We start from the raw sequence: 15,509 nt of genomic DNA on the forward strand, positions 1-15,509 counted from the left end.
CTACCGACAACATCTGCCAACCGCCCACCTTTTAAGGTACTTCGATCTCGTTAACAATCTTGTTGATGATTTCCTCGGAAGTAATATTCTCTGCCTCCGCCTCATAAGTAATACCTATTCTGTGGCGCAATACATCGTGAACAACAGCTCTAACGTCTTCAGGAACTACATAGCCCCTTCTTTTAATGAACGCGTAACATTTTGCCGCGGTGCCCAAATTTATACTACCCCTTGGTGAAGCACCAAAACTAATTAATGGTTTTAAATCTTCAAGGTTATATTTTTCAGGGTACCTGGTGGCAAAAACTATATCAAGGATATATTTCTCTATTTTTTCGTCCATATACACCTCACGAACGGCATTTTGGGCACTTAGAATTTGTTCTATGCTTACTACGGGGTTTACTTTGTCATAAGCCCCCAGTAGATTTTGGCGCATAATCATCTGCTCCTCGTTCAGTTTGGGGTAGTCAATAACGGTCTTTAGCATAAAACGGTCAACCTGCGCTTCCGGTAAAGGGTAAGTTCCTTCTTGTTCTACCGGGTTTTGTGTTGCCATAACCAAAAACGGTTTGTCTAGAGTAAAAGTCTCATCACCAATGGTAACTTGTTTTTCCTGCATGGCCTCCAAAAGCGCGGATTGCACTTTGGCGGGAGCACGGTTAATTTCATCCGCGAGGACAAAATTTGCGAAAATCGGACCTTTCTTAATAGAAAAATCGTTCTCTTTCATGTTATAGATAAGCGTACCCGTTACATCAGCAGGTAAAAGGTCCGGTGTAAACTGAATTCTGCTAAAACTACCTTTAACGGCTTTGGAGAGCGTATTAATAGCCAAGGTTTTTGCTAGACCGGGAACACCTTCCAACAAGATGTGGCCTTTGCCTAGTAAACCAATAAGCAATCTTTCGACCATGTGTTTTTGGCCAACGATCACTTTGTTCATTTCTAATATTAATAGGTCGATAAATGCACTCTCCTGTGCAATTTTTTCGTTTACCGCATTAATATCTACCGTAGTATTTTCTTCCATATTTCGTTACAAATTTTGGTTCGGGCCGGTTGTTATTAAACAGGCATGCAAATTGAAAATTAATTAGCTGCTAGGCTGTTAACGATTGGTTAAAAAAAATAGAGAACCCCTATTTTTATGAAGTTTTTAAGGGATTTCTTTTTAATTTAACCGCTCTATGCAAAAGAACAATTTTTATTCCAAAGTTATAGCAGGAACTATGACTTGGGGCAGTTGGGGCAAAGGTTTTTCTAAATCCAGTATGATCGATATAATGACACACTGCGTTGAAAATGGGATAACAACCTTTGACCATGCCGATATATATGGGGGTTACACTACCGAAGAGGATTTTGGAAATGCATTCAAAGAGGCTGGTATTGACCGAGAAAAGGTGCAATTTATTTCTAAATGTGGTATTCAATTGGATGCCGAGGCCCGAAAAAACCATGTAAAACATTACAATTACGATACGGAATACATCATTTTGTCCGCAGAACAATCACTTAAAAAACTAAATACCGAATATCTAGACATGCTTTTGGTGCACAGGCCTAGCCCGTTAATGCACCCTGAAGCCATAGGCAAAGCTATTTCCAAACTTAAGGAACAAGGTAAGGTAAAAAGTTTTGGGGTTTCTAATTTCTTTACTTCCCAAATTGCACTCATAGAATCTGTTATTCCTGTAGAAGGTAATCAAGTAGAGTTTTCCTTAACAGAGAACAAAGTAATGTATGACGGTACCTTAGATGATGCTTTGGCCAATAAGAGAATGGCTATGTCCTACAGTCCTTTGGGTTCTTATTTCAGAAAAGATGATGAGGTTTCTAAACGGATAAAAAAGGCCATGATTCCTATGTCGGAGAAGTATGAAGCTACAGAAGACCAATTGCTTTTGGCCTGGGTAATGAGGCACCCTTCTAACGTATTCCCGGTTGTGGGTACAGCTACCAAATCTAGACTATCAGCAGCTTTAGAAGCAACAAAGATTGAAATGGATAAAACCGATTGGTTTATTCTTTTGGAAGCCGCCAATGGTTATGAAGTTCCTTAAAAATAGATATTATGAAAAAGACCGTATTAATAACAGGAGCCACTAGTGGTATTGGCCGTGCAACGGCAATTCTTCTTGCCGTTCAAGGGTTTAAGTTGGTGCTTTGCGGAAGAAGACAGGAACGTTTGGATGCTCTTGAATTTGAGTTGAGTAAAAATTGTGAAGTGGCAACACTTAATTTTGATGTACGCGATAAAGACACCGTACTTGAACGTATAGCTTCGTTGCCGGAAAAATTTTCCAATATTGATGTGTTAATTAATAATGCTGGCAATGCGCATGGTCTAGATCCTATTGATGAAGGAAATATTGAGGACTGGGATGCTATGCTTGATATTAATGTTAAGGGGTTGTTGTACGTCTCCAAAGCTGTCATTCCCCAAATGGTAAATAAGAGGTCTGGCCACATTATAAATATCGGGTCAACTGCGGGTAAGGAAGTATATCCTAAAGGCAATGTGTATTGTGCAAGTAAACATGCTGTAGATGCGCTCACCAAGGGAATGAGAATGGATCTTAATCCATACGGGATCAAGGTTGGGGCTGTTAATCCGGGAGCCGTAGAAACGGAATTCAGTAATGTGCGCTTTAAAGGAGATGATGCTAAGGCAGATTCAGTCTACGATGGGTTTGATCCATTAAAAGCAGCGGATATTGCCGAAATTATTCACTTTGTAGTTACTAGACCTTATCACGTAAATATTGCAGATTTAATTGTAATGCCCACTGCGCAAGCATCGGCTACTATATTGAACAGGTCGTTATGATCAATAAACGCCTCCTTGTAAAAAATCTGCTAGCTCATAATGACGAGAACAGTTTTTATGACAAGAAGCGTTTTATCTCTATTGGGGAGAAAGAGGGTAAGGCAAAATTCTTAAAACATGTTTGTGCCTTGGCGAACAGCAACCCTAAAAACAATTCGTTTATAGTTATTGGAGTAGAGGACGAGGATAATAAAATTGTTGGGGTAGATTTTTTTGATGATAGTAAGATTCAGAACCTGGTAAATGCTTATCTGGATAACCCACCGTTAATTTCCTATGAGAATATTCCTTTTCCAAATTTGCGAGAAGGTAAAGTTGTAGGTCTGGTTACCATACTTTCTAACGGAAAGGTGTGTGCCTTGCGCAAGAATATTTGGAAATATTACGGCGGAATGGTTTTCTTTCGTGAAGGGAGTATTAGTATGCCAAAAGCATACGGTGTAGTGCTCCAAGATATAAATTCTAGCACGGTTGCAACGATAGAGCAGCATGCAAGGAACAATATAGAATTGACACTAGATGGGGTAATAGATTTTATTAATAACCGCCATAAAAACCTGAATAGTGACTATAAAGTTTTTAAAGAGCAATTTGTAGTCTGCTGGGCGGGAAATAAGAAAACGGTCAAAAATAACGTCTATTTTTCTCGGGTAGATATTGAATTGATCAACGAGCAGGTAAAACTTTTTTATTCGGCATTAGATGAAATTAGTATTGCCTATAACGATGACTCGTTTACTATGATAGAGTATGTTCAGCTTGGGCTGGGTGCCAAACAGAGGTATTTTCAATTGGAAAAAGTAGTGATCCATTTTTTTGATAATGGGACTTATAAGATTGAAAGCGACCTAATTTTTGAACCTCCAAAGTACAATAAGAAAAACCTATTCCACATCTGGAACGCCAATAACGCCCTTCTGGGTAAAATTCAGAAAAATATAGAGCTAAAACCTTCTGAAAAAATAGATTTAAAACATCTGCCAGATAGCTATCTCATCTGTTATTTAAACGGTTTTGAAGAGGCCAAAGAGCAAATGGAGGTGGCCCGTAGACTATTGAAAAAGAATTACCCTAAGGTCTATCTTGGTGTAAAAGAGGCTCTTAGAATCTTAAGAAAGGTTAGGTATAATTAAAAAAATGGTCAATTCTTGAAAACGGTGTCATAATCAGGTAAAGAAGGAATAGCACCATAACCTGTTGTAGTAATTGCACCGGCCCTGTTAGCAATTGATACCATCTCTACCAGTTGATCATAATCCGATAGGATAAGGTGAGGGTCCCCTATATTGGCAATTTGGTATAAGAGACAACCAATAAAAGCATCGCCGGCCCCAGTAGTGTCAACAGGCGATACACTTATGCTTTCTACCGTAGTTTTGTTGTCTACTGAACTTACTAAAGTGCCGTTCCCGCCCAAGGTAACACATATGGTAGGGCATCCTATTTCATGTATAGCGTTGCAGGCACGTTCCAAGTCCGACTCCCCTGAAATTAATTGAGCCTCTTCCTCACTAAATTTACACAGATGGGATTTTTCAATGAACCTCATGCATTTTTTGATAAAGGCTTCTTCTTCCCCTTTCCAAAGGTCTTCCCTAAAATTAGGGTCAAAACTGATAAATGCATTTTGCGTTATGGAATCAAATAAATAGCGGTCATAGGATTCCTCAAGACCACCGCCTAAGAACCCCGTTGCCGCACCAAAGTGAGCAATATTACCTTTTAGCTGCTTTTTTAAAGAGGAGTCATACTTTAGCTTTTTGTCCGCGCCCCGGCTAAAAACAAAGTCGCGTTCACCATCTTCGGCTAATGAAACAAAAGCCATAGTCGTAAAAGTTTTGGAGCGTTGTACTAGCGAAATGTCAACCCTGTTTTCTTTGAGCACATTCAAGAGGAATGTTCCAAAAGGATCATTGCCCACTGCACCTATAAATTGACCTTTACCTCCTAGTTTAGAAATGGCGCAGGCTACGTTCGCAGGTGCACCTCCAGCTTTTTTGGTGAATTCTTTAGCTTTGGAAAGGTCATTTCCTTGCTTTATGGCTACAAAATCTATAAGTAACTCTCCTATGCAGTATATGGTTTTCATTGGTTCCGATGGATTGATTAAACTGGCGCTGACAAATGCAATTACTACACTTTACAATATACTGGTCCAGTCTTAAATTAACTCTCTAAGTAAAAAGTTAGTAAATTTCATGAGGTGCTTCCTCTTGTTTAAGAAAGGTAACAAAATCAAAATTAAATATTTTGTTTCTATGTTATAAATTATTTAGAAGACCATTATATAAATGTTTGTGCTAAACAAAAAAGCCACTTAAATTTAATAAGTGGCTTTGTAGTTGTTATTGGTGTAATAGATTAGTAACCGGGATTTTGGGAAATATTTGGGTTTTGGTCTATTACATTCTGTGGAATAGGGCTCATGTATTGACGAGGTTCAAATTTAGGTGTAAACTTTACTTCTGGCTCAACACTGTATGTCCAAACTCCTGAATTATCTGAAGGAACTGTGTTTCTAATAACCATGTTATGTCTGGCAACACCCATTGTTTCTTCTTGTTGCATTAGGCGTTTGTTATCATAATAGCGCTTGTTTTCAAAACAAAGTTCAACTCTGCGTTCGGTATGTATGGCATCCCTCATTTCGTCTTGGCTTAGCCCAGCGGGAAGATCAGGAAGGTCAGAACGGTTCCTGATTTTATTAATAGCGTCGTACACAGTTTGGTCCGGACCAACGGCTTCGTTTTGAGCCTCGGCATAATTCAGTAGAACTTCTGCGTATCTATAAAAAAGATCGTTCTGACCGCTGGCGTCGTTACCGGGTGCCGCGTCAGGATTCAAACGTTTTTTTTGGTAGTATCCAGAATCACCCACATCGGTTGAACCTGCAAGGTCTATCTGGTTGGTTTTATCGGGGTTGGTGTAAGTTTCATCAATTCGGGTATAAATGATATCTTCTTCTGGCATCCAATCCAATTTGTAAGGAGCTCCATCATAAACAATGAAATCGTAGAATCTTTTTTCCCTATTTTCATATGGGTTTTGAGGATCATACCCAGAAGTGGGGTCGGTTATCGGTTTTCCGTTTGCCATGGCAAATTGGTCTACAATCTCCTGGGTAGGGTTGTAGTTTCCCCAAGTCATATATTGGCCCAATACATAGGTGGGCCCCCCACGCCTTTCATAATTGGACCCCATGCCGTTAATGTTAGCAACAATTTGTCTGTCCCAAATTACTTCTGAATTGTATTCATTAGATGCTCTCCATAAATTGGGAAGGTCATCGAACAAATCGTAAATACCACCGTATTCATCTATGAATTTTTTATTGGTGGCAGCGGCGGTCGCCCATCTATTGGGGTCTGCGGTTGCAAAGTGAACAAAATTCCCTGTATCCGGTAAATAGCTAGAGCCACTATTGAATAAGGGGCTGGCGCCAAATAGCTCAATCCACCCTTTTAGAGCCAATGCGGCACCTAAAGTTGCTCTACCGGCATTTGGATCTCCGTTGTTATATTTTATTTCCAAATGGCCATTATCAACTATACTACCCAACTCATTGACTATAAAGTTGAAGGTTTCTTCAAAAGTGGCTCTAGGGATGAGTAGTTCTTCTTCCGTCATTGTATTTCTGTCCAATGGTTCGGTTAGAATTGGGAGACCACCTACATGCATGAAATATTCGCTATAAAAAAAGGCTCGTAAGAATCTCAATTCATCCATACGTTGATTGTAATATTCTGGTGTAAAGTTTTCTTTGTTGGCTTCCAGTTCTTTTAACCCTGTATTGCTTTTTCTGATTTTTACGAAAAAGCTTTCCCAAGAGTAACCATTTGTTGGACCATAGGTTCCGCCCCAAGGGCTGGTGTTACTGGAGCCTGGAGCTTGGCAAATGCCTTGACGCCAGTTAGATGCCGTGTAATAGTGACTAATGTTGTAATCATCTGTGTAATAATCAAGTTGTTCGGCAAGGGTGCATATACGCGGAATTTCACTATAGACATCGTTTACGAAAATATCGGCGTTGCCTTCGCTTTGCCATTGCGTCTGATCTGTAAGTTTGGATTTATTTTCGTTTTCTAGAAACTCTTCGGAATCGCAAGAAAAAGATATTGATATGAGCAGGAGGCAGGCTGCTTTGAAATATGTTATATTCTGTAAGTATTTCATGATTTGTATAGTTTTTTGATTAAAAGGAAACATTCATTCCAAACGATAATGATTTCATTATCGGATAGGAGTTTTCACGATCATCATATCCCAGTTCAGGGTCAATAAAGTCTAGTTTGCTTATGGTAAATAGGTTTTGTCCAGTTAAGGTAAAACCGATTCTAGATACATTCAGTTTTTCGCTTATGCTCTGAGGCAGTGCATAACCAAGAGAAGCCGTCTTTAAACGAAGATAGCTCGTATCTACCATCCAAAAATCTGAACTTTGTGTGTTATTAGAATAAGGAGATGGCGTAGCTCTTGGATATCTGGCACCTTGGTTATCTGGAGTCCATCTATTGTTAAAGTATTCGTAGGAAGTATTACTTCCATTATTTGCAAATGGGGAAGTCAAGAATGTCTGAATGTTTATGTCAGAACCTGCAGTTCCTTGAAAGAACAAAGACAGGTCAAAACCTTTATAACTCACAGATGAATTAAGACCGTACGTTGTAGAAGGGTAAACAGGTTTTCCAATAACGGTTTGGTCATTAGAATCTATTTTTCCATCAGGAACACCGTCTGGGCCACTCAAATCGGCATACCTTACATCTCCTGGGTGTAAGTCTCCAAATTGCTCAACATTATATCCGTCTGTTGCGTTTATAATACCATCGTTATTAATGTCGTCTGCAGTAGAAAATAAACCTAAAGATTTATAGCCATAGGGAGTACCAAATGGTCTTCCAACTTTAGTTCTGTTAGGATTGTCACGTTCTGCATCACTCTGGAAAACCTCGATCATATTATTCTCTGAATAACTCATATTGGCGCTAACAGATAATTGTAATCCGCTATCCCATTGTTTTTGAGTGCCAATGCTAAATTCAAAACCATCGTTGTTCATTTCGCCTTTATTCTCTTGAGATAAGGAGAGACCGTATTCTACCGGCAAAGTTACTTGTGGAGTTAAAAGCATTCCGGTTCGGTCTTCATGAAAATAATCAAATTCTATATTTAATAATCCATTATACATGGTAAGGTCAAAACCTACGTCTAACTTGGTAGATATTTCCCATGTTATATTAGGATTGGGTTCATTTTGAATTCTGGAGCCTTGAACTAGAACACCATTACCATATGCGTATGCATTTCCTCGTAAGTCATAACCCGCCAGGTATTGAAATGCAGCAAGATTCCCATTGATGTAAGGTAAATTTCCAGATTTACCCCATGAACCTCTTAGCTTTAGATTGTTTACGTTCGTAACGTTTTGCATAAATTTTTCCTCGGAAATACGCCATGCGCCAGAGAATGCAGGGAAATAACCCCATCTGTTTCCTGGGGCAAAAGAGTAGTGTCCATCATATCTACCAGAAGCTTCAAGAATGTATTTGTTTTTATAAGTGTACCCTACTCTATATACGTAACCAAGTTCGGAAGCTGTACTGGATGAACCGGCATTGTCATAATCTAGTTTGTCTGAACTCCCTAGACTCAATTCATCTATTTCAATAGCGAAATTGTTTCTTCTAGTATTGAACCAGTCATTTTTAGTTTCTCTTGCTTCCGCCACAAATAATGCAGAGATGGCATGGTCCCCTATGGTTCGGTTGTAATTAATGTAACCTTGATACGTGAATTTTTTTGATCTATCGTTTTTTAATTGAAGCCATGTATACGGTGCTCCTCCTCCTTCTTGTAGCGATATAGCTTCGGTGTAGGTGTAAGGCTGTTGGGATAAATCTATGTTGTGATATACATAGGGTACATGCCACAGTTTGTCGTTCCCCTGTTCGTTATCAAAACTGAATACCCCCTTTACACTTAAGCCTTCTATAAAAGGAAGTTGTTGTTCTAGGTATACGGAACTAAGCAGAGTATTATCTTCTTCTCTATTGTAACCATCTGATCTTAACACTCCAACTGGAGTGTTCGCAGAAGATTCCCCCCACTTATCACCTTCAGGATAAAGTAGGGTTTGAGTAGGGACAAATTTGTAAAAACTCCGCATGAGGTGAGTTGGTGTTTCATCGGCATCAATTCCGTCTGTGTTTTCAATTGTACCGAGTAGCGACATACCTACTTTGGTATTGGCACTTAAATTTGCATCTATATTAAGATTGTATGAGTACCTCTTGTATCCTAATGGTTCAAAAATACCGCTTTGGTCATAATAGCCTAAGCCGGCATGATATTGAATGTTTTCTGTTCCTCCACTTATTTCGGCATTTGTAATTTGAATACCTGAATTTTTCTTGAATATTTCTGGAAAATTTGCATCGGGATACCGGTAAGGATCTTGTTTATGTAAGGAAGGGTAATTAGCAATTAAATCCGGATCATTTGGAGGAGTAGTTCCATCAGGGTTTAAGTTAAAATAACCTTCGTTCTGCAACGCCATATAGTCTTGTGCGTTCAGCATTTCAGGAAGGTAAGTAGGTTTTTGAAAAGCATACGAAGTGTTAATGCTAACAACGGGCTTGCCCGATTTTCCTTTTTTTGTGGTTATTAATATTACACCATTTGCTCCGCCAATACCAAATGGTGCTACAGCTGCAGCATCTTTTAAAACGGTAATGGTTTCAATTACGCTGGGATCAACCTGTCCAATGTTATCTCGTCTAATACCATCAACAACAATTAGAGGTTTATTGTTACCAGTAGTAACAATACCTCTAATATGAATATCTGGGTTGTCGTTACCGGGTGTGCCGCCATTGGGTCGCATGCTTACCCCGGCCATTCTACCGGCAAGTGATTGTGAAATATTGGCTGCAGGAACTTGGGCTATATCTCCACCTTTTAGAGTACTAATAGCCCCGGTTACGGTAGCTCTTTTTTGACTGCTGTAACCTACTACTATGATTTCATCAAGGGCGGCCGCATCGGTCTCCATTGTTACTTCTACAGAAGTTTTACCGGAAAAATCTATTTCTTTGGTTTTATAACCAATGTAAGAGATGCTCAAAATATGTTGATTACCTTCTACTTGTAAAGTAAAGTTACCGTCAAAATCAGACGTTGTGCCTACTGTGGTTCCTTTTAAGACAATACTAGCACCAGGTAGCGGTTCTCCTAAGTCGTCATAAACGGTTCCTGAAATGGTTGGTTGTTGTAGGGGATTTTCATTTTCTTTAATTTCTGCATTTGCGTTTAAGAGTGTTAATAGGCAAATGGCCGTGGCTAATATTTTCTTTGGTCCCCTGACCAAAGAATTAACCGCAGAGAATAGTAGTTCCTCTTTGTTTTTCATGTTGAGAAGTTTTTTGTTGTGAAAGGTTAATTGAGTATCAAGGTCATAAACGTAGTTAAAATCCTGAGATTTATGAAAAAATTATGCAAAAAATTTCATACTTTGCAAAAATTTGCATAATTCAATTGTCGTTATGACAATTTAGGCTTAGGTAGGTTGGTTGAATGATGATACAATTCTTAATTAACTAATCCAGTCCTACAAACTCTCTGTTAAATTGCCTACCCCTTCTTTGTCCCTTTTAAAGAAATCCACTACCTTATTACAAATTTTTAATAACTAGAGAAATGGATTTGTTCAACGAAATAAAAAAGAAGCTTAGTCACGAGTTTATAGACATTATAGAGTGGCTAGACAATACCAATGACACCATTGTTCATCGTTTTGAACGTTATCAAAATGAAATTAAGAACAACGCTAAACTTATAGTACGGGAGGGGCAGACCGCTGTTTTTATTAACGAAGGTCAGTTGGCCGATGTTTTTAAGCCCGGGACGTATACACTTAATACGCAAAACTTACCCATTTTAACCACGTTGAAAGGATGGAAATATGGTTTTGATAGTCCGTTTAAAGCTGAGGTCTATTTTGTGAACACCCATTTGTTTACCGATGAAAAATGGGGCACCAAGAACCCGGTAATGTTAAGTGACGAACGCTTCGGTTTGGTTGAAATACGGGCTTTTGGAACGTATAGTTTTAGGATCAGTGACCCAGGTAAATTTGTAGTAGATGTAGTAGGAACCGATGGTAATTTTACCAATTACGAAGTAAATGAACATCTCAAAAGTTTAATCGTTACCCGTTTTACGGATACGGTAGGGGAAGCCAATTTACCCATAGAACTTTATGCCGCTAATACTACTGAACTTTCGGAAACCTGCCAAGAGGTAATGCAACCGGAATTTGGAAGAGTAGGTATAGAATTGGAGCGTTTCTATATTGAAAACGTATCAATGCCGGAAGAGCTTAAAAAGGAGATTTTTGAGTACAGCAGACTGGATAAGCTGGATATGGTAAAGCTTTCGCAATTTAAAGCCGCCAAAGCAATGGAAGTAGCGGCCAAGAATGAGGGCGGTACCGCTGGGGCAGGCATGGGAATGGGAATGGGTTTTGTGCTTGCGCAACAAATGGGCAATATGATGAACCCGCAAGCTGCCCAGCAACCTTTTGGAGGTTCGGCACCATCCGCTTCGGTTCCTCCGCCAATGCCGGTTCAGGTTCAATATTATTATGCCGCCAACGGCCAGCAGAACGGACCTGTTGCTTTTGACAAGTTAAAGGAGCTTTTTGCCAGTAGGACCATAAATAGGGATTCATTGGTGTGGAAGCAGGGCATGCAAAACTGGACAGCCCTAAAAGAGGTGGAAGAATTAAAATCGTTTTTAGGGGGGAATACGCCTCCACCGCTACCAACTAATAGTTAAATGATTTTTGTCTCCTGTTAGATGCCATCTTTCCAAAATAGAGGAACTGATTAATGGAAGAAGAAATAAAACAATCGGAACATAAAAAGCCATGTGCCAATTGTGGTGCCGAATTGAAGTTTAAACCAGGCTCACATCAATTAAAATGTGAGTATTGTGGGTATGAGGAGTTCATAGAACAGGCCAAAAGCAGTTTTGAAGAGCTAGAGCTAGAGCACTATCTTAAAGTGGTAGGCGAGAATGCATATACAGAAACTATTGATGTCTTACATTGTAAGAATTGCGGGGCCAACCAACATGTTGAAGAAAACTACAAGTCTCTTAAATGTATCTATTGTAGTGAACCTTTGATTCTTGAGGATATTGAAAAAGAGGGGTGGATCGTACCCGGTGCGCTTGTTCCTTTTCAGATTGATGCAAAAAGGGCCAAATCTATCTTTAAGACTTGGGTGGGTAAAATTTGGTTTGCACCCAATAAGTTAAAACGGGCCGCACTTGATCCGGGAGGGTTGCACGGCCTGTATTTACCATATTGGACTTTTGATGCCAATCTACATGCTAAATACCAAGGGCAAAGAGGTGATTATTATTACGAAACACAGCGGGTGAAGACCAAAAATGGAACGCAAACCCGTCAAGTTAGAAAAACAAGGTGGTCATCTGCATCGGGTGTAGTACAGGGTTTTGTTGATGATATACTCATTAATGCATCGGAAAAGAAAAGAAGGGATATTCCCGCTAAGATTGCATTTTGGAATGTAAAGGAATTGGTGCCGTTCAATTCAAAATATTTATCAGGCTTCGTAACGGAAAAATATACCGTTTCCTTAAAAGAAGGCCATCACTCATCCTTTCAAAAAGCAAAACAAATAGCCAATACATGGATTCGTAAAGATATTGGGGGCGATACCCAAAGAATTTCTCATGCAGATATAAAGCTGGCCAACGAAACGTTCAAACACGTTTTACTCCCCGTCTATATTAGCTCTTATCGCTATAACAATAAAGAATACAATTTTTATATCAACGGGCAAACCGGAGAACTAAGTGGCACAAGACCCTACTCTTTTTGGAAAATATTCTTTTTGATACTTTTTGTCCTTGCCATAATTACTATAATTACGATTTTTGCACAATGAGAACATTGGTAATAGGTGATATTCACTCTGGCTTAAAAGGGTTGAAACAATTACTTGAGAGGGGAAAGGTAACCCCAAAGGACAAACTTATTTTTTTAGGCGATTATGTAGATGGTTGGAGCCAGGCCGTAGATACGGTTAATTTTCTGATCGGTTTACGTAATACACATAATTGCACATTTATACGGGGCAATCATGATGAGCTTTGTCTGGAGTGGTTGAGAGACGGTAAAGATAACCCCCTTTGGTTACAGCACGGAGGAGGTGCTACATTGGCTTCTTATGGAAAGGCGGATAAAGCAACCAAAGAAAGCCATATTCTTTTCTACCAGAGCCTTGAAAATTACTATTTGGATGCTAAGAACAGGTTGTTTTTACATGCTGGATTCACTAACTTAAAGGGGGTTGAGCATGAGTATTTTAAACAAACTTTTTACTGGGACCGCACGCTGTGGGAGTTGGCAAGATCATTGAACCCAAATCTTGAAAAAAGCGATGCACATTACCCAAAACGATTGGCGCAGTACAAGGAGGTTTTTATTGGGCATACACCTATTTCCAAAACTGGACCTGCGGAACCAAGACAGGCAGCCAATATATGGAATGTAGATACCGGAGCAGCATTTAAAGGGGCACTATCAATGTTAGATGTTGATACCAAGAAAGTTTGGCAAAGTGAACCTTTGCACACCTTATATCCCAACGAACCGGGTAGAAATTAAAATAGCTGGGTAATTTTTATAATTTCACTAGATAATTAACGATCTTTACAAAAAACAGGAATATGTCCGAAAAGAACATAAGATTAGAGGTAATGCAGGCTATTGAGCCGCAGGTGGATGGATTTATGGAGTCTTTTCTCATAAAGCCAGAGGACATTTGGCAACCGAGTGATTTTTTGCCCGATTCAGAAAATGACGGTTTTTTAGAGGCAGTTAAAGAACTTAGGGGTGAATCCAAAGAGTTAGGTTATGACTTTTGGGTAACCATGGTAGCAGATACCATTACGGAAGAAGCCCTACCAACTTACGAGTCTTGGCTTATGGATGTTGAAGGTATAGACCAACATGGGCCAAATAAGAAAAATGGTTGGTCTAAGTGGGTTAGGGCCTGGACGGCCGAAGAAAATCGTCATGGAGATGTTCTTAATAAGTATTTGTACTTGTCAGGAAGGGTCAATATGCGAGAAATAGAGATTACCACACAACATTTAATTTCCGATGGTTTTGATATTGGTACGGATAGAGATCCATATAAGAACTTTGTTTATACATCTTTTCAAGAATTGGCTACCAATATTTCTCACAAAAGGGTAGGTCAAATGGCCAAGAAAAAGGGCAATGCACTTTTGGGCAAGATGTGTACCATTATTGCAGGAGATGAAATGCGCCACCATTTAGCATATAGAGAATTCGTGAAAACCATTTTTGGTGAAGACCCATCAGGTATGATGCTGGCTTTTGCGGATATGATGAAAAAGAAAATTGTTATGCCGGCCCATTTTTTACGGGAGTCCGGTGGTACGGTAGGTACGGCGTTCGAGAACTTTTCTAACTGCGCACAACGTTTAGGGGTATATACGGCGCAAGACTATGTAGATATCCTTAGAAAGTTAAATGCATATTGGGAGCTTGATAATGTTAGAAGTCTTTCTGACGAAGCGGAAAAGGCCCGAGACTATTTAATCAAATTACCAGCAAGATTGGAGCGTATAGCCGAAAGAATGAAATTTCCTGAAGACCAGTATAAGTTTAAGTGGGTAGATGCTAATGGTATGATTTAGCAAAGCCTTCTTTGGGGATAAAAAAATCCGGTTCATTATTGAACCGGATTTTTTTTGCTTAAGTAGGTATATTTTGTTTTGTAGGTCAAGTTCCAATTTGGGATTGTTACTTGTTTCGGTTAAGTTCTAGATTAGATTTGGGGTCAATACTATCACTTAATTACACTGTAAAACTAAGGCAGTTTTCTTTGCTGTATAAATTATTGTTGTAAACGTTGGGTATAGTGTTGTGAAAAATATAACGAGTACAGTTTTACCGATGAACGGCCTATTTCCAATAAAAAAACCCTCCGTTGAGGGAGGGTTGAAATACTAGTAAAAATTGAGATTATAATTTTCCGTGGTCATGCTCGTCTTGCCATCTGGCCAATTCCGCCCATTTGCCTTCATAGCACATTTTGGCTTGCATAGGCCATGATGCGGGGTCATGAATTTTATAACGGTCTCCGCCACCTTTAAGAACCTCTTGGCATCTGGCCACTGAAGTTTCGGATAAGGCTTTCCATGTTTTAATGCCCTCGGCCTGAAATAGCCCTTCAATTTTGGGGCCTATTCCTTCAACCACCTTTAAATCATTTTCCTTAACGGTTTTGCCAATGGCGGCTTTTGCAGCAGCAGCGTCAAAAGGTATAAGTACGGGTTGTGGCGCCATGGCAACAGGGGCCGCTGCCGCCGTTGCTCCCAACGAAGAGGAAACATCAGGTTTGTCCGGCATGGTCAACAATTTTTGGTTGCACGCTTCAAGATCGGCTTTTAATTTCGCATTCTTATCATGGCAGCGTTTTAGCTCTTCAGAATTGTCTATTACTTTGGTATTTCCTTTGCCGATCAGATATCCTAGAATACCACAAATTACACCTACAAGAAGAGGGATTAGCCAGCACCAAATATTTATATTTCCTGATTCCATTTTAGTTCA

General features: G+C 39.5%; 12 protein-coding genes. 7 read left to right on the forward strand and 5 right to left on the reverse strand.

Features of this window, described 5'->3' with window-relative positions; genetic code table 11:
* Nucleotides 1-31: 31 nt before the first annotated feature.
* Nucleotides 32-1,033, reverse strand: coding sequence for an AAA family ATPase (locus H9565_RS02735; RefSeq protein ID WP_215437203.1), 1,002 nt, complete (start codon nt 1,031-1,033; stop codon nt 32-34).
* A gap of 157 nt (nt 1,034-1,190) precedes the next feature.
* On the opposite strand from H9565_RS02735, the gene H9565_RS02740 reads away from it, so the two are divergent.
* Genes H9565_RS02740 through H9565_RS02750 form a run of 3 tightly spaced genes read left to right on the forward strand, consistent with a single transcriptional unit; the run spans nt 1,191 to nt 3,966 of the window.
* On the forward strand, nt 1,191-2,066 hold the full coding sequence (locus H9565_RS02740; RefSeq protein WP_215437206.1) for an aldo/keto reductase: 876 nt from the start codon (nt 1,191-1,193) through the stop codon (nt 2,064-2,066).
* A gap of 11 nt (nt 2,067-2,077) precedes the next feature.
* On the forward strand, nt 2,078-2,833 hold the full coding sequence (locus H9565_RS02745) for an SDR family NAD(P)-dependent oxidoreductase (protein WP_215437208.1): 756 nt from the start codon (nt 2,078-2,080) through the stop codon (nt 2,831-2,833).
* Nucleotides 2,830-3,966, forward strand: coding sequence for an ATP-binding protein (locus tag H9565_RS02750; RefSeq protein ID WP_215437210.1), 1,137 nt, complete (start codon nt 2,830-2,832; stop codon nt 3,964-3,966). The genes H9565_RS02745 and H9565_RS02750 overlap by 4 nt, the downstream gene beginning before the upstream one ends.
* Nucleotides 3,967-3,974: 8 nt before the next feature.
* Here the strand turns inward: H9565_RS02750 and H9565_RS02755 are convergent, their stop codons facing one another.
* The 3 genes from H9565_RS02755 to H9565_RS02765 all read right to left on the reverse strand — a co-directional run bounded on the left by H9565_RS02755 (nt 3,975) and on the right by H9565_RS02765 (nt 10,241).
* Entirely contained in the window at nt 3,975-4,922 is a 948-nt protein-coding gene (locus tag H9565_RS02755) for a carbohydrate kinase family protein (RefSeq protein ID WP_215437212.1), read from the reverse strand.
* Nucleotides 4,923-5,194: 272 nt separating this feature from the next.
* A complete protein-coding gene (locus tag H9565_RS02760; protein ID WP_215437214.1) occupies nt 5,195-7,006 on the reverse strand; it encodes a RagB/SusD family nutrient uptake outer membrane protein in 1,812 nt (603 codons plus the stop codon).
* A 19-nt stretch (nt 7,007-7,025) separates the two neighbouring features.
* On the reverse strand, nt 7,026-10,241 hold the full coding sequence (locus H9565_RS02765) for a SusC/RagA family TonB-linked outer membrane protein (RefSeq protein ID WP_215437216.1): 3,216 nt from the start codon (nt 10,239-10,241) through the stop codon (nt 7,026-7,028).
* Between the two features lie 287 nt (nt 10,242-10,528).
* On the opposite strand from H9565_RS02765, the gene H9565_RS02770 reads away from it, so the two are divergent.
* The 4 genes from H9565_RS02770 to H9565_RS02785 all read left to right on the forward strand — a co-directional run bounded on the left by H9565_RS02770 (nt 10,529) and on the right by H9565_RS02785 (nt 14,590).
* Entirely contained in the window at nt 10,529-11,668 is a 1,140-nt protein-coding gene (locus H9565_RS02770) for an SPFH domain-containing protein (protein ID WP_215437219.1), read from the forward strand.
* A gap of 53 nt (nt 11,669-11,721) precedes the next feature.
* Nucleotides 11,722-12,807, forward strand: a complete 1,086-nt coding sequence (locus tag H9565_RS02775; protein ID WP_215437221.1) for a DNA helicase PriA — start codon at nt 11,722-11,724, stop codon at nt 12,805-12,807.
* A complete protein-coding gene (locus tag H9565_RS02780) occupies nt 12,804-13,529 on the forward strand; it encodes a metallophosphoesterase (RefSeq protein ID WP_215437223.1) in 726 nt (241 codons plus the stop codon). Before H9565_RS02775 ends, H9565_RS02780 begins: the two co-directional genes overlap by 4 nt.
* 62 nt (nt 13,530-13,591) lie before the next feature.
* Nucleotides 13,592-14,590 carry an acyl-ACP desaturase gene (locus H9565_RS02785; protein ID WP_215437225.1) on the forward strand — a complete coding sequence of 333 codons (999 nt, stop codon included), beginning with the start codon at nt 13,592-13,594 and terminating at the stop codon, nt 14,588-14,590.
* Nucleotides 14,591-14,918: 328 nt separating this feature from the next.
* Here H9565_RS02785 and H9565_RS02790 read toward each other — a convergent pair whose 3' ends face one another.
* On the reverse strand, nt 14,919-15,500 hold the full coding sequence (locus tag H9565_RS02790; RefSeq protein ID WP_215437227.1) for a hypothetical protein: 582 nt from the start codon (nt 15,498-15,500) through the stop codon (nt 14,919-14,921).
* Between the last annotated feature and the right edge of the window lie 9 nt (nt 15,501-15,509).

This window comes from Zobellia russellii, assembly GCF_018728565.1.
GTDB classification, from domain to species: domain Bacteria; phylum Bacteroidota; class Bacteroidia; order Flavobacteriales; family Flavobacteriaceae; genus Zobellia; species Zobellia russellii.

Coding starts and splice junctions, on each gene's coding strand:
- H9565_RS02735 (WP_215437203.1), bottom strand. CDS start 1,033: ATGGAAGAAAATACTACGGTAGATATTAATGCGGTAAACGAAAAAATT.
- H9565_RS02740 (WP_215437206.1), top strand. CDS start 1,191: ATGCAAAAGAACAATTTTTATTCCAAAGTTATAGCAGGAACTATGACT.
- H9565_RS02745 (WP_215437208.1), top strand. CDS start 2,078: ATGAAAAAGACCGTATTAATAACAGGAGCCACTAGTGGTATTGGCCGT.
- H9565_RS02750 (WP_215437210.1), top strand. CDS start 2,830: ATGATCAATAAACGCCTCCTTGTAAAAAATCTGCTAGCTCATAATGAC.
- H9565_RS02755 (WP_215437212.1), bottom strand. CDS start 4,922: ATGAAAACCATATACTGCATAGGAGAGTTACTTATAGATTTTGTAGCC.
- H9565_RS02760 (WP_215437214.1), bottom strand. CDS start 7,006: ATGAAATACTTACAGAATATAACATATTTCAAAGCAGCCTGCCTCCTG.
- H9565_RS02765 (WP_215437216.1), bottom strand. CDS start 10,241: ATGAAAAACAAAGAGGAACTACTATTCTCTGCGGTTAATTCTTTGGTC.
- H9565_RS02770 (WP_215437219.1), top strand. CDS start 10,529: ATGGATTTGTTCAACGAAATAAAAAAGAAGCTTAGTCACGAGTTTATA.
- H9565_RS02775 (WP_215437221.1), top strand. CDS start 11,722: ATGGAAGAAGAAATAAAACAATCGGAACATAAAAAGCCATGTGCCAAT.
- H9565_RS02780 (WP_215437223.1), top strand. CDS start 12,804: ATGAGAACATTGGTAATAGGTGATATTCACTCTGGCTTAAAAGGGTTG.
- H9565_RS02785 (WP_215437225.1), top strand. CDS start 13,592: ATGTCCGAAAAGAACATAAGATTAGAGGTAATGCAGGCTATTGAGCCG.
- H9565_RS02790 (WP_215437227.1), bottom strand. CDS start 15,500: ATGGAATCAGGAAATATAAATATTTGGTGCTGGCTAATCCCTCTTCTT.